At 59.8% G+C, this 12,341-nt stretch carries 16 protein-coding genes; 6 read left to right on the top strand and 10 right to left on the bottom strand.

Annotation, left to right across the window (positions count from 1 at the left end; all coding sequences use genetic code 11):
- The first annotated feature begins 14 nt into the window (after positions 1 to 14).
- Positions 15 to 743: a DUF4198 domain-containing protein gene (locus tag AACY25_RS16410; RefSeq protein ID WP_339525935.1), complete on the top strand. Its 729-nt coding sequence runs from the start codon at positions 15 to 17 to the stop codon at positions 741 to 743.
- Between the two features lie 66 nt (positions 744 to 809).
- On the opposite strand, the gene hisC is transcribed toward AACY25_RS16410, so the two are convergent.
- From hisC to AACY25_RS16360, 10 genes are all read right to left on the bottom strand, one after another.
- Positions 810 to 1,862, bottom strand: coding sequence for a histidinol-phosphate transaminase (gene hisC, locus AACY25_RS16405; protein WP_339525933.1), 1,053 nt, complete (start codon positions 1,860 to 1,862; stop codon positions 810 to 812).
- Between the two features lie 112 nt (positions 1,863 to 1,974).
- The gene (gene hisD / locus AACY25_RS16400) at positions 1,975 to 3,285 is read right to left on the bottom strand and encodes a histidinol dehydrogenase (RefSeq protein WP_339525931.1); all 1,311 of its coding nucleotides are present in this window, start codon (positions 3,283 to 3,285) and stop codon (positions 1,975 to 1,977) included.
- A gap of 121 nt (positions 3,286 to 3,406) precedes the next feature.
- Complete coding sequence (gene hisG, locus AACY25_RS16395; RefSeq protein ID WP_339525930.1) at positions 3,407 to 4,042, bottom strand: ATP phosphoribosyltransferase; 636 nt, start codon at positions 4,040 to 4,042, stop codon at positions 3,407 to 3,409.
- Between the two features lie 4 nt (positions 4,043 to 4,046).
- Positions 4,047 to 5,312, bottom strand: a complete 1,266-nt coding sequence (gene murA, locus AACY25_RS16390; protein ID WP_339525929.1) for a UDP-N-acetylglucosamine 1-carboxyvinyltransferase — start codon at positions 5,310 to 5,312, stop codon at positions 4,047 to 4,049.
- Positions 5,313 to 5,324: 12 nt separating this feature from the next.
- Positions 5,325 to 5,564, bottom strand: coding sequence for a BolA family protein (locus AACY25_RS16385; RefSeq protein ID WP_298172332.1), 240 nt, complete (start codon positions 5,562 to 5,564; stop codon positions 5,325 to 5,327).
- A 121-nt stretch (positions 5,565 to 5,685) separates the two neighbouring features.
- Complete coding sequence (locus tag AACY25_RS16380) at positions 5,686 to 5,994, bottom strand: STAS domain-containing protein (protein ID WP_339525927.1); 309 nt, start codon at positions 5,992 to 5,994, stop codon at positions 5,686 to 5,688.
- A complete protein-coding gene (locus AACY25_RS16375; protein ID WP_339525925.1) occupies positions 5,991 to 6,623 on the bottom strand; it encodes an MlaC/ttg2D family ABC transporter substrate-binding protein in 633 nt (210 codons plus the stop codon). Before AACY25_RS16375 ends, AACY25_RS16380 begins: the two co-directional genes overlap by 4 nt.
- 14 nt (positions 6,624 to 6,637) lie before the next feature.
- Positions 6,638 to 7,108 (bottom strand): outer membrane lipid asymmetry maintenance protein MlaD, encoded by a 471-nt coding sequence (gene mlaD / locus AACY25_RS16370; protein WP_339525923.1) that lies wholly within the window; start codon positions 7,106 to 7,108, stop codon positions 6,638 to 6,640.
- Complete coding sequence (gene mlaE, locus AACY25_RS16365) at positions 7,108 to 7,905, bottom strand: lipid asymmetry maintenance ABC transporter permease subunit MlaE (protein ID WP_339525921.1); 798 nt, start codon at positions 7,903 to 7,905, stop codon at positions 7,108 to 7,110. The genes mlaD and mlaE overlap by 1 nt, the downstream gene beginning before the upstream one ends.
- Positions 7,905 to 8,714: an ATP-binding cassette domain-containing protein gene (locus AACY25_RS16360; protein ID WP_339412583.1), complete on the bottom strand. Its 810-nt coding sequence runs from the start codon at positions 8,712 to 8,714 to the stop codon at positions 7,905 to 7,907. Before AACY25_RS16360 ends, mlaE begins: the two co-directional genes overlap by 1 nt.
- Positions 8,715 to 8,960: 246 nt before the next feature.
- Between AACY25_RS16360 and AACY25_RS16355 the strand changes: the two genes are divergently transcribed.
- The 5 genes from AACY25_RS16355 to lptB are packed head-to-tail and all read left to right on the top strand — an operon-like array spanning position 8,961 to position 12,308.
- Entirely contained in the window at positions 8,961 to 9,935 is a 975-nt protein-coding gene (locus tag AACY25_RS16355; protein WP_339412581.1) for a KpsF/GutQ family sugar-phosphate isomerase, read from the top strand.
- Complete coding sequence (locus tag AACY25_RS16350) at positions 9,935 to 10,474, top strand: KdsC family phosphatase (RefSeq protein ID WP_339525919.1); 540 nt, start codon at positions 9,935 to 9,937, stop codon at positions 10,472 to 10,474. The genes AACY25_RS16355 and AACY25_RS16350 overlap by 1 nt, the downstream gene beginning before the upstream one ends.
- Positions 10,475 to 10,481: 7 nt before the next feature.
- Entirely contained in the window at positions 10,482 to 11,051 is a 570-nt protein-coding gene (gene lptC, locus AACY25_RS16345; protein WP_339525918.1) for an LPS export ABC transporter periplasmic protein LptC, read from the top strand.
- Complete coding sequence (gene lptA / locus AACY25_RS16340) at positions 11,038 to 11,580, top strand: lipopolysaccharide transport periplasmic protein LptA (RefSeq protein WP_090255504.1); 543 nt, start codon at positions 11,038 to 11,040, stop codon at positions 11,578 to 11,580. Before lptC ends, lptA begins: the two co-directional genes overlap by 14 nt.
- A 2-nt stretch (positions 11,581 to 11,582) precedes the next feature.
- Positions 11,583 to 12,308, top strand: coding sequence for an LPS export ABC transporter ATP-binding protein (gene lptB, locus AACY25_RS16335; protein ID WP_136665423.1), 726 nt, complete (start codon positions 11,583 to 11,585; stop codon positions 12,306 to 12,308).
- Positions 12,309 to 12,341: the final 33 nt, after the last annotated feature.

Below are 12,341 nucleotides of genomic sequence, written 5' to 3'. Positions count from 1 at the left end.
CAAGGAACCCAAGTATGCGTACTGCCAAACCCGCCATCCTCATTGCTTTACTCGCCGCCCTGCTCGCCGGACAAGTCCAGGCCCACGGCCTGTGGACCGAACAACGCCGCGGCCATATCGAAACCGTTTACGGCCACGGCGCGGAAGACAACGCCTTCAAGGCCGAGAAAATCAGCGGTGCCTGGGCCTATGACCGCGCCGGCACAATGATCCCGGTCACCGTCCAGCGTCTGGATAATCACGCGCGCCTGCAGCCACTGAAAACCCCGGCGGTGCTCGGCGTGGCGCTGGACAACGGCGCCTGGTCAATGACCCCGGACAAACAGTGGATCAACCAGGGCCGCAGTAAAGTGCCCAACTCGACCGAGTCGCTGCACACCTTTAAATACAGCCTGGCGATCTATCAGGAAGGCGCCAAGTTGCCGAAGCTGGATCAGTTGAAAATGGTCATCCTGCCCGAAGTCGATCCGCTCAAGGTCGGTCCTGGCAAACCGCTGGCGGTGCGTGTGCTGGTGGATGGCAAGCCGGCTGCAGGGGTCGAGTTGATAGGCGACTACCGCGGGGCGCCGCATCAGGTCAGCGCCACCACCGACGCCGAAGGCCGCGCCCAGGTGCTGGTACGCAACGAAGGGCTGAATATCATCAGTGCCTCGATCAGCCTGCCAGTCAAAGACGACAAGGATATCGAGACGCGTGGCCTGTTCACTTCACTGACCTTCCTCGGCCAGGCGCACCACGAATAGCTCGCACTGAAAAGCCACAGGCAATAAAAAGCCGGAGCAGTGCTCCGGCTTTTTTACGGCTGCCAGTTACAGACCTTGCAGCGCATCCAGCAGTGCCTGGTTCTGCTCCGGCGTGCCAATGGTGACGCGCAGAAACTGGGCAATGCGTGCCTGCTTAAAGTGCCGCACGATCACACCCTGCTCGCGCAAGCCGGCCGCCAGGGTCGCCGCATCCTTATCGGGATGACGAGCGAAAACGAAGTTCGCCGCCGACGGCAACACCTCAAAGCCGAGCTTTTCCAGCCCAGCCACAACATCTTCGCGGCTTTCGATCACGCGATGGCAGGTCTGCTCGAAGTAGGCCTTGTCCTCGAACGCCGCCGCCGCACCGGCAATCGCCATGCGGTCCAGCGGGTAGGAGTTGAAGCTGTTCTTGATCCGCTCCAGCGCTTCGATCAGATCAGGATGGCCAACCGCGATACCGACGCGCAACCCGGCCAGCGAACGCGACTTGGACAGAGTCTGGCTGACCAGCAGGTTCGGGTACTTGTCCACCAGGCTGATCGCCGTTTCGCCGCCGAAATCGATATAGGCTTCGTCGACCAGTACCACGGTATCCGGGTTGGCCTTGAGCAGACGCTCGATGGCGTCCAGCGCTAGGGGGCTGCCGGTCGGCGCGTTGGGATTGGGGAAAATAATGCCGCCATTAGGTCGCGCGTAATCTTCCACGCGAATCTGGAAATGTTCATCCAACGGTACCTGCACGGAGTCGATGCCATACAGGCCGCAGTACACCGGATAGAAGCTGTAGCTGATATCGGGAAAAAGCAGTGGCTGGCCGTGCTGAAACAGGCCGTGGAAGGCGTGCGCCAGCACCTCGTCGGAACCGTTGCCGACAAATACCTGGGCGGTCTGCACACCGTAATAATCAGCCACCGCCTGCTTCAGCCGGTCGCTATTGGGGTCCGGGTACAGGCGCAGGTTGTCATTAACCTCGGCCTGCATGGCCGCGATGGCCTTGGGCGACGGGCCGTAAGGGTTCTCGTTGGTGTTGAGCTTGACCAGCTTGGCCAGTTTCGGCTGCTCGCCCGGTACATAAGGCACCAGGTCTTTGACGAAGGGGCTCCAGAATTTGCTCATCTGCCCTTCTCTCCTCGAATTCTTCGGTTTGCGTAGGGTGGAAAACCGCGAAGCGGTTGCCACCGGATAAGGCGGTGGACAAGCAAAGCGTTGTCCACCCTACAAACAGCCATTACGGCTTGATACGGTACTCGGCGCTGCGGGCGTGGGCGGTCAGCGACTCGCCACGGGCCAGCACGCTGGCAACCTTACCCAGCTCCGACGCGCCCTCGGCCGAACAATGGATGATCGACGAGCGTTTCTGGAAGTCATACACCCCCAGCGGCGAGGAATAGCGCGCGGTGCCGGAGGTCGGCAGCACGTGGTTGGGGCCGGCACAGTAATCGCCCAGAGCCTCGGCGGTATAGCGGCCCATAAAGATCGCGCCGGCATGACGGATCAGCGGCAGGTACTGCTCGGGGTTCTCCACCGACAGCTCCAAATGCTCCGGGGCAATGCGGTTGGCCACTTCGATGGCCTGGGCCATATCGGCCACCAGAATCAGCGCACCGCGACCTTCCAGCGAAGTGCGGGCAATCGTCTCGCGCTCCAAGGTCGGCAGCAGTTTGGCGATGCTCTCGGCGACGCGGTCGAGGAAGGCGGCATCCGGGCTGACCAGAATCGATTGGGCGTCTTCGTCGTGCTCGGCCTGGGAGAACAGGTCCATGGCGATCCAGTCCGGATCGGTCTGGCCGTCACACACCACCAGAATCTCCGAAGGACCGGCGATCATGTCGATACCGACCTTGCCGAATACATGACGCTTGGCGGTGGCGACATAGATATTGCCGGGGCCAACGACCTTATCCACCGGAGGCACGCTTTCGGTGCCATAAGCCAATGCAGCCACTGCCTGGGCACCACCGATGGTGAATACGCGGTCGACGCCGGCGATGCAGGCGGCGGCCAGTACCAGTTCATTGATTTCGCCACGCGGGGTCGGCACCACCATCACCACTTCCGGCACGCCAGCAACCTTGGCCGGAATGGCGTTCATCAGTACCGAGGACGGGTATGAGGCCTTGCCGCCAGGCACATACAGGCCGGCGCGATCCAGCGGCGTGACCTTCTGGCCCAGCACCGTGCCGTCGGCTTCGGTGTAGGTCCAGGAGTCCTGCTTCTGCCGCTCGTGATAGCTGCGCACGCGCTCGGCGGCTTTCTCCAGGGCGCCGCGCTGCTCCGGCGTGATGCGGGTCAGAGCCAGTTCCAGACGCTCGCGCGGCAGGATCAGATCCGCCATGGAAGCGACATCCAGACCGTCGAACTGCTTGGTGAACTCGACCAATGCCGCATCGCCACGCTCGCGCACGGCCTTGATGATGTCGAGCACGCGATGGTTGACCGCATCATCCGAGACACTTTCCCAGCTCAGCAGATGATCCAGATGCTGGGCAAAGTCCTGGTCAGCGGCATTGAGTCGGCGGATAGCGATAGGAGCGGTCATAGCGGGCCTCTTAAATTGGCAAATGCTCAAGCGCCCGTAGAGTAACAACCACTCCGCGCGGGCACCTGAGAATTTTGGCTATAACGCGGATAGGCTAGGCCGCACTGGGCGGCCATCAGACTCAGCGTGGATGTCGCGCTTCGACCGCATCGCGCAGGGTGTCGATCAACGCTTGAATGCGCGCGTGCTGCATCTTCATCGACGCCTTGTTCACGACTAGACGCGAGCTGATCATGGCGATCAGTTCCTGGGCTTCCAGGCCATTGGCGCGCAGGGTGTTGCCGGTATCGACCACGTCGATGATCTTGTCAGCCAAGCCCACCAGCGGCGCCAGCTCCATGGAGCCATACAGCTTGATGATGTCGACCTGACGGCCCTGCTCGGCGTAATACCGCTTGGCCACGTTGACGAACTTGGTCGCTACGCGCAGCCGGCCTTTCGGCTCGGGCGCGCCGACCGCACCGGCGGTCATCAGCTTGCACTGGGCAATCCGCAGATCCAGCGGCTCATACAAACCCTGGCCGCCGTATTCCATCAGCACGTCCTTGCCGGCTACGCCGAGATCGGCGGCGCCGTGTTCGACATAGGTCGGCACGTCGGTGGCACGCACGATCAGCAGGCGCACATCGTCCAGCGTGGTGGGGATGATCAGCTTGCGGCTTTTGTCCGGGTTCTCGGTCGGCTCGATGCCCGCCGCCGCCAGCAGCGGCAGGGTGTCATCGAGAATCCGACCTTTGGAAAGGGCAATAGTCAGCATGGTCTTAGCCCGGCACGCGGCGAATCTTCGCCCCCAGCAACTGCAGTTTTTCCTCGATGCACTCGTAACCACGGTCGATGTGGTAGATGCGGTCGATCAGGGTGTCGCCTTCGGCAATCAGTGCCGAGATCACCAAGCTGGCCGATGCACGCAGATCCGTGGCCATGACGGGGGCGCCCTTGAGCTTTTCAGTACCGGTGACGATGGCGGTGTTGCCTTCGACCTGGATCTGCGCGCCCATGCGGATCATTTCATGCACGTGCATAAAGCGGTTTTCGAATACGGTTTCGATCACCGTGCCAGTGCCCTCGGCAATCGCATTGAGGGCAATAAACTGCGCCTGCATATCGGTGGGGAACGCCGGGTACGGGGCAGTACGCAGGTTGACGGCTTTCGGCCGCTTGCCGTGCATGTTCAGCTCGATCCAGTCGTTGCCACAGGTGATTTCCGCACCGGCTTCCTGCAGTTTCGACAGCACTGCTTCCAAAGTAGTCGGATCGGTGTCCTTGACCTTGACCCGGCCGCCCGTGACGGCAGCCGCTACCAGGTAGGTGCCGGTTTCGATACGGTCAGGCATAACGCTGAAACGCGCGCCGTGCAAACGCTCCACGCCATCAATAATGATGGTGTCGGTACCCGCGCCGGTTATCTTCGCGCCCATGGCGATCAGACAGTTCGCCAGGTCGACCACTTCCGGCTCACGCGCGGCGTTTTCCAGCACGCTGCGGCCTTTGGCCAGGGTCGCCGCCATCATGATGTTTTCAGTACCGGTCACACTGACGGTATCGAAGAAGAAATGCGCGCCACGCAGACCGCCTTCCGGTGCCTTGGCCTTGATGTAACCGGCTTCGACATCAATGATCGCGCCCATGGCTTCAAGGCCGCGGATGTGTAGGTCAACCGGACGCGAACCGATGGCACAGCCACCCGGCAGGGCCACTTCGGCATAACCGAAGCGCGCGACCATCGGCCCGAGCACCAGGATCGAGGCGCGCATGGTTTTCACCAGTTCATAGGGCGCTATCAGGGTCTTGATCGCCCGCGCATCGACTTCCACGCTGAGCTTCTCGTCGATGATCGGCTCGATACCCATGCGACCGAACAGCTCGATCATGGTGGTGATGTCGTGCAGGTGCGGCAGGTTGCAGATGGTGACAGGCGCGTCACCGAGCAGGGTGGCGGCGAGAATCGGCAGGGCAGAGTTCTTCGCCCCGGAAATGCGGATTTCGCCATCAAGGCGCACACCGCCGGTAATAATCAGTTTGTCCATGATTCTCTCGGTTTAGGAGCGCGCGGCCCAATCGGCACGGCTAAAGAATTTCATACTCACGGCGTGGATGCTGCCATCGGCGATCCAGGCATTGAGGTGAGCGTAGATCTGCTGCTGACGCTTGACTGGGCTAAGAGCGGCCAGTTCGTCACTGATCAGATTCAGCTGAAAGTTGCAGCCTTCGCCTTCAACTTCCACCTGGGTATTCGGCAATTTAGCCTCAAGGAGACTCTTTACTTCTAAGGCCTGCATGCTCAACCTCAATCAATGCATGGATTAACGACAGCCGAGCATACGCCCGCGGGTCGGGCATCATACAAAAAAGCCCTTCGCCTGCGAACCCCGCATTATTGCCAGCCGACCGAAGCCTTGCTCAGGCTTGCAGCGGAAGAACCTCCAGCAGACCGCAAACGCCAGCGATCTCACGCATGTCCTTGGGCAGATTGCTCACGCCTAGGGTCTTGCCGGCTGCACTGGCGTCACGCATAAACGCCAACAACAGCGATATTCCGACGCTGCTGGACTTCTCCACACCCGCGCAATCAATCACGCACGCCGCCGCCGGACTGACGTTGAGCAGGCGCGCACCTTGCTCACGCAGCGCCGGCGCGCTCAGGTAGTCAAGCACACCGGTCAGGCTGAACACCCCGGGCGAGCGCTCAGTGATGCTGGCCTGACTCACGATGCATTCGCCCCTTGGCGAGCTTTGGCAACGGTTTCGGTCCAGTTATCGATGACCTTGTCCAGGTCATTGCGATTGTCCTGCATGGCCTGGGAGAACTGGTCACGGAATAGCTTGCCGACGTTGATGCCGTTGATGACCACGTTGCGCATCTTCCAGGTGCCATCGAGGCTGACCATGGTGTAGGACAGCGGGTAGACCGCACCCTTGCCGTCCTTGATCTCCATATTCACCGAAGTGCGCTGCGGATCCTGCTGACCGCTGACTGGCAGCACGCGAATGTCCTGATTGTTGTACTCCAGCAGGGCATTGCCATAGAACTGCATCAGGCTGCGCTTGAAATTCTCCTGAAAGCGCTGCATCTGCTCGGGCGAGGCCTGGCGCGAGTAACGCACAGTCATCACGCCACGGGAAATCCCGTCGACATCCACCACCGGGCCAAGAATGCTGTTCAGCGCGTTGTAAAACGCGCCTGGATCGGTGCGGTACTGTTCCTTGTTGGCCTTGAGATCGGCCAGCAGCGTGGTGGTGGTCTCTTGCACCACCTCATGAGCCGCTGGGGCCGCCAACAACGGCAAGGACATGGCCGCCAGGCAGATAAAAAGACCGTTACGCAGTGCCTTGAACATAGTCATTACCTCTATTAATTAGCCTGGTCTTTGTTGACTGAATTGAGCAGAAACTTGCCAATCAGGTCTTCCAACACCAATGACGACTGCGTGTCGTGAATAGTGCCACCATCGCTCAGCACCTCTTCTTCGCCACCCACGCTAAGCCCAATGTATTTCTCGCCCAACAGGCCCGCGGTCAGAATCGAAGCGGTAGAGTCTGCCGGCAGATTATCCACAGCATCATCCAAGACCATGGTGACGCGCCCCATATAGCTGTTGCGATCCAGATCAATGGCGGTGACCTTACCAATCGTCACACCAGCCATGGTCACTTTCGACCTGACCGTCAAACCGGCGATATTCTCAAAGTGCGCGTACACCTTATAGGTGTTGTCGCCACTGCCAACGGTCAGGCCGCTGACGCGCAATGCCAGCAGCAACAAGGCCAACAACCCGGCCAACAGGAACAAGCCGACACCAATTTCCAGCGTGCGGTTCTGCATCAGAAATCTCCAAACATCAAAGCAGTCAGAATAAAGTCCAGCCCCAATACGGCGAGTGAGGCGTACACCACGGTTTTTGTGGTGGCACGACTAATCCCTTCCGAAGTCGGCTCACAGTCGTAGCCCTGGAACACGGCGATCCAAGTCACGACAAACGCAAAGACCACGCTCTTGATCACACCATTGAGCACGTCTTCACGAAACGAAACACTGTTTTGCATATTGGCCCAGAACGAGCCCTCATATACGCCCAGCCAGTCGACGGCGACCATCGCCCCGCCCCAGATGCCGACCACGCTGAAGATCATCGCCAGCAACGGCATCGAGATAAAACCTGCCCACAGACGCGGGGCGACGATGTACTTGAGCGGGTCAACGCCGATCATCGCCAGGCTCGACAGTTGCTCAGTGGATTTCATATTGCCGATTTCAGCGGTCAGCGCTGAGCCGGCGCGCCCGGCAAACAGCAGCGCAGTGACCACCGGCCCCAGTTCACGCAGCAGGGTCAGGGCAACCATCTGCCCCACCGCCTGCTCAGAACCGTACTTGGCCAAGATGCTGAAACCCTGCAACGACAGCACCATGCCGATAAAAATGCCGGACACGACGATGATGGCCAGGGACATCACGCCAACCGAATACAGTTGTTTGATCAATAACTGAAAACTGTTGCCAGTCGAACCACGACCAAACAGTGCCCGCAGCAGAAACAGCCCCGAACGCCCCAGCGTAGCCACCACATCAATACCGGCGCGACCGAACAGGCGCACCCGCTCGAGCACAGATGTCTTGCGCATCAGCGCTCCCCCAGAAGATCGTCGCGGTAATTGGCCGCAGGAAAGTGAAACGGCACCGGGCCATCCGGTATGCCCTGCATAAACTGACGCACGCGCGGGTTATCCGAATTCATCAACTCGGCCGGCGTGCCCTGCCCCAGCACCTGAGTGTCGCCGACAACATAGATGTAGTCGGCAATGCTCGCGGTTTCCGCCAGATCATGAGACACCACAATGCTGGTAATCCCCAATGCATCACTGAGCAGACGAATCAGACGCACCAGAACGCCCATGGCTATAGGGTCCTGGCCAACGAAAGGTTCGTCATACATCAGAATCTGCGGATCCAGAGCAATCGCCCGAGCCAGCGCCACGCGACGCTTCATGCCGCCTGACAACTCATCCGGCATCAAGTCCAGAGCACCGCGCAGGCCGACTGCTTGCAACTTCATCAAGACAATGTCGCGAATCATCTCTTCCGGCAGCTGGGTATGCACCCGTAGCGGAAAGGCGACGTTTTCGAACACATCCAAGTCGGTAAACAGCGCACCACTCTGGAACAGTACACCCATCTGCTTGCGCATATCGAACAGCTCGCTGCGCGACAGCGTCGGCAAATTCAGGCCATTGACCCAGACCTCACCCTGGCTCGGCTTGAGTTCGGCAGCAATCAGACGCAGCAAAGTGGTTTTGCCACAACCAGACGGCCCCATAATCCCGGTGACCTTGCCACGGGGAATGCGGATATCGACGTTTTTGAAAATATCCCGCTCACCGCGTTTAAAGCTGACGTTCTTCAGCTCAACTGCATACGGGTTCTCGGCGCTCATCTGGACTCCTTGCTCAACGCTTGCCTGACTGACGCATCGCCCGGAACAAAGGGCACTACGGATCATCGAACGTACCGAAAATGGCCGCGAACTATACCACCGAGGTATTCGCCGCCCAAGGCTGAAGGTGTTGCCAGAGATAAGCACCGCACAGTTCCGACAAACAACTCGACACTGGAAATACTGGGCAGGCGCACCTTTACCGTTATAATCGGCAGCTTTTAGCCCGTACGCCGCAGAGAAGTCATGAGCCAGTCCACCGATCTGATCCAGTCAGCGCAACGCACCATCCGCTTGGAGCTCGAAGCCATCCAGGACCTGCTGGCACGTATCAACGGTGATTTTGTGCGGGCCTGCGAGCTGATTCTCGCCAGCAAAGGCCGCGTCGTGGTGGTCGGCATGGGCAAATCCGGCCACGTCGGCAACAAGATTGCCGCCACCCTGGCCAGCACCGGCACCACTGCGTTTTTTGTGCATCCGGCCGAAGCGAGCCATGGCGACATGGGCATGATCACCCGCGATGACGTGGTGCTGGCCCTGTCCAACTCCGGCTCTACCGCAGAAATCGTTACCCTTCTGCCGCTTATAAAGCGCCTTGGCATCCGCCTGATCAGCATGACCGGCAACCCGGAGTCGCCACTGGCCAAGGCAGCCGAAGTCAACCTGGACGCCCGCGTATCCCAGGAAGCCTGCCCACTGAACCTGGCACCAACCTCTTCCACTACGGTATCGCTGGTACTCGGCGACGCCCTGGCCATCGCTCTGCTGGAAGCCCGCGGCTTTACCGCCGAAGATTTCGCATTCTCCCACCCCGGCGGTGCATTGGGCCGACGCCTGCTGCTCAAGGTGGAAAACGTTATGCACGCTGGCGACAGCCTGCCGCGCGTAAAACGCGGCACCTCGCTGCGCGACGCGCTGCTGGAAATGACCCAAAAAGGCCTGGGCATGACAGTGGTCACCGAGGACGATGGTCGCCTGGCCGGGATCTTCACCGACGGCGATCTGCGCCGTACCCTGGACCGCAACATCGACGTGCGCCAGACCATTATCGATGACGTAATGACCGCCCACGGCAAGACCGCCCGCGCGGAAATGCTTGCGGCAGAGGCTTTGAAAATCATGGAAGACCACAAGATCAGCTCACTGGTGGTGATCGACGACAACGACCTACCTGTAGGCGCCCTGAACATGCACGACCTGCTTCGCGCCGGAGTGATGTGATGAGCCTTGACCTGACTAACCCCGACCTACTGCAGCGCGCCCAGGCCATCAAGCTGGCGATTTTTGATGTCGACGGCGTGCTCACCGACGGCAAGCTGTACTTTCTGGTCGACGGCAGCGAATTCAAGACCTTCAACACCCTCGACGGCCATGGCATCAAGATGCTGATCAATTCCGGCGTGCGCACCGCGATTATCAGCGGCCGCAAAACCCCCGTGGTTGAGCGCCGCGCGCAGAACCTGGGGATTCAACACCTGTATCAGGGCCGTGAAGACAAGCTGGTGGTACTCGATGAGCTGCTCGGCGAACTGGGCCTAGACTATTCACAGGTCGCATATCTCGGTGATGACCTGCCCGATCTGCCGGTGATTCGCCGCGTAGGCCTGGGCATGGCGGTTGCCAGCGCCGACGGTTTTGTCCGCCAACATGCCCACGGCATTACCCGTGCTCGCGGCGGCGAAGGCGCTGCACGCGAGTTCTGCGAACTGATCATGCACGCCCAAGGCACCCTTGAAGTCGCTCAAGCCGCATACCTATAGGCCAACCATGCCCCGCAAGTTATTCAACATTGTCCTGTTCGTCTTTGTCGCACTGCTAGTAGCGGCGCTCGGCTACTGGAACCTCAGCCCGGATGGCTTTAACGAGCAATCGCGCACCGCTGCAGCTGATAACGCCATCGACTTTTACGCCACCAACACCTACACCGTGCAATACCAGGCCGACGGCAAGCTGCACTACGAGCTGACGACCGACAAGGTCGAGCATATAAAGGCCAGCGACATCACCTTGATGACCAGCCCGAACATGAACCTGTTCCGCGGCACCGAGCTGCCCTGGAAAATTCGCAGCGAGCGCGGTGAAGTATCGCCAGGCGGCGTTGAAGTCGAACTGATCGCCAAGGTGCGTGTTGAACGTACAGACGCCAAAGGTCGCCCGACCATCCTCACCACCAGCCGCCTGACCGTATTCCCCGAGAAGGAATATGCGCAGACCCAGCAAGCCGTTAGAATCGACGCGGCCAATGGGGTGACCACGGCAAAAGGAATGAAAGCGTACATGAATGACGGCAGGATGCTCCTGCTGTCCAACGTAAGAGGTCAGCATGAGGCTCGTTAATACCCTCCCCCTACTACTCAGCCTCAGCGCCGCACTCGGAAGTGTCAGCGCCTGGGCACTGCCATCCGACCGCGAACAGCCGATCCGCATCCAGGCCGACAGCGCGGAACTCGATGACAAACAAGGCGTTGCCGTCTATCGCGGCGACGTTGTCATTACCCAGGGCACCATGAAGGTCACCGGCGACACCGTGACCATCACCCAGAATGCCCAGGGCGATGTCGAGGTATTCACCTCGGTCGGCAAGCCGGCCTACTACGAGCAACTGCCGTCAGCCGACAAACAGATCGTTAAGGCCTACGGCCTGACTATTCAGTACTTTATGGCTAACGAGCGCGTGGTACTGATCGACCAAGCCAAGGTGATTCAGGAAGGCAACACCTTCGAAGGCGAGAAAATCGTCTATGACACCCAACGCCAGATCGTTAACGCCGGCCGTGCCACAGGCACCAACGTCACCGCGCCACGTCCGCGCATCGACATGGTGATCCAGCCGAAGAACAAACCAGCCGACCAGCAGGCGCAGTAATAATGGCCACATTGAAAGCCCAACACCTGGCGAAGAGCTACAAAGGCCGCCAGGTCGTGCGCGACGTCAGCCTGAGCATCGATAGCGGGCAGATCGTCGGCCTGCTTGGCCCCAACGGCGCCGGCAAGACCACCTGTTTCTACATGATCGTCGGCTTGGTACAGGCAGATCAGGGCCGCGTGATGATCGACGACCTCGATGTCAGCCACCAGCCCATGCATGGTCGTGCTCGCGCTGGCATCGGCTACCTGCCACAGGAAGCCTCGATTTTTCGCAAGCTCAGCGTGGCCGACAACATCATGGCCATCCTGGAAACCCGCAAGGACCTCGATGGCGCCGCACGCCGCAAGGAGCTTGAGGGGCTGTTGCAGGAATTCCATATCAGCCATATCCGCGACAACCTCGGCATGAGCCTGTCAGGCGGTGAGCGCCGCCGCGTGGAAATTGCCCGTGCCCTGGCGACCAACCCCAAGTTCATCCTGCTAGACGAACCGTTCGCCGGCGTTGACCCAATTTCCGTGGGCGACATCAAGCAGATCATCCACCACCTCAAGGCCAAGGGCATCGGTGTGTTGATCACCGACCACAACGTGCGCGAGACCCTGGATATCTGCGAAACCGCCTATATCGTCAGCGATGGCCAATTGATCGCCGAAGGTGATGCCGAGACCATTCTGGCCAACCAGACAGTGAAAGAAGTTTACCTGGGGCATGAATTCAGGCTGTAGCTACAGCTTTTCTCAAGCCGACTGCAGCCAAGG

It is taken from the genome of Pseudomonas sp. EA_35y_Pfl2_R111, assembly GCF_963970955.1.
In the GTDB taxonomy this organism is placed as follows: Bacteria; Pseudomonadota; Gammaproteobacteria; order Pseudomonadales; family Pseudomonadaceae; genus Aquipseudomonas.
The sequence above is the reverse complement of the archived record's forward strand: the minus strand, read 5'-3'. Positions and strand labels throughout refer to the sequence as shown.

Bases quoted from the DNA above. Each gene is read 5' to 3' on its own strand.
- AACY25_RS16375 (WP_339525925.1), bottom strand. From the start codon at position 6,623: ATGTTCAAGGCACTGCGTAACGGTCTTTTTATCTGCCTGGCGGCCATG.
- lptC (WP_339525918.1), top strand. From the start codon at position 10,482: ATGCCCCGCAAGTTATTCAACATTGTCCTGTTCGTCTTTGTCGCACTG.
- lptB (WP_136665423.1), top strand. From the start codon at position 11,583: ATGGCCACATTGAAAGCCCAACACCTGGCGAAGAGCTACAAAGGCCGC.
- murA (WP_339525929.1), bottom strand. From the start codon at position 5,312: ATGGACAAACTGATTATTACCGGCGGTGTGCGCCTTGATGGCGAAATC.
- AACY25_RS16350 (WP_339525919.1), top strand. From the start codon at position 9,935: ATGAGCCTTGACCTGACTAACCCCGACCTACTGCAGCGCGCCCAGGCC.
- hisD (WP_339525931.1), bottom strand. From the start codon at position 3,285: ATGACCGCTCCTATCGCTATCCGCCGACTCAATGCCGCTGACCAGGAC.
- mlaE (WP_339525921.1), bottom strand. From the start codon at position 7,905: ATGCGCAAGACATCTGTGCTCGAGCGGGTGCGCCTGTTCGGTCGCGCC.
- AACY25_RS16355 (WP_339412581.1), top strand. From the start codon at position 8,961: ATGAGCCAGTCCACCGATCTGATCCAGTCAGCGCAACGCACCATCCGC.
- AACY25_RS16410 (WP_339525935.1), top strand. From the start codon at position 15: ATGCGTACTGCCAAACCCGCCATCCTCATTGCTTTACTCGCCGCCCTG.
- hisC (WP_339525933.1), bottom strand. From the start codon at position 1,862: ATGAGCAAATTCTGGAGCCCCTTCGTCAAAGACCTGGTGCCTTATGTA.
- lptA (WP_090255504.1), top strand. From the start codon at position 11,038: ATGAGGCTCGTTAATACCCTCCCCCTACTACTCAGCCTCAGCGCCGCA.
- hisG (WP_339525930.1), bottom strand. From the start codon at position 4,042: ATGCTGACTATTGCCCTTTCCAAAGGTCGGATTCTCGATGACACCCTG.
- AACY25_RS16360 (WP_339412583.1), bottom strand. From the start codon at position 8,714: ATGAGCGCCGAGAACCCGTATGCAGTTGAGCTGAAGAACGTCAGCTTT.
- AACY25_RS16385 (WP_298172332.1), bottom strand. From the start codon at position 5,564: ATGCAGGCCTTAGAAGTAAAGAGTCTCCTTGAGGCTAAATTGCCGAAT.
- mlaD (WP_339525923.1), bottom strand. From the start codon at position 7,108: ATGCAGAACCGCACGCTGGAAATTGGTGTCGGCTTGTTCCTGTTGGCC.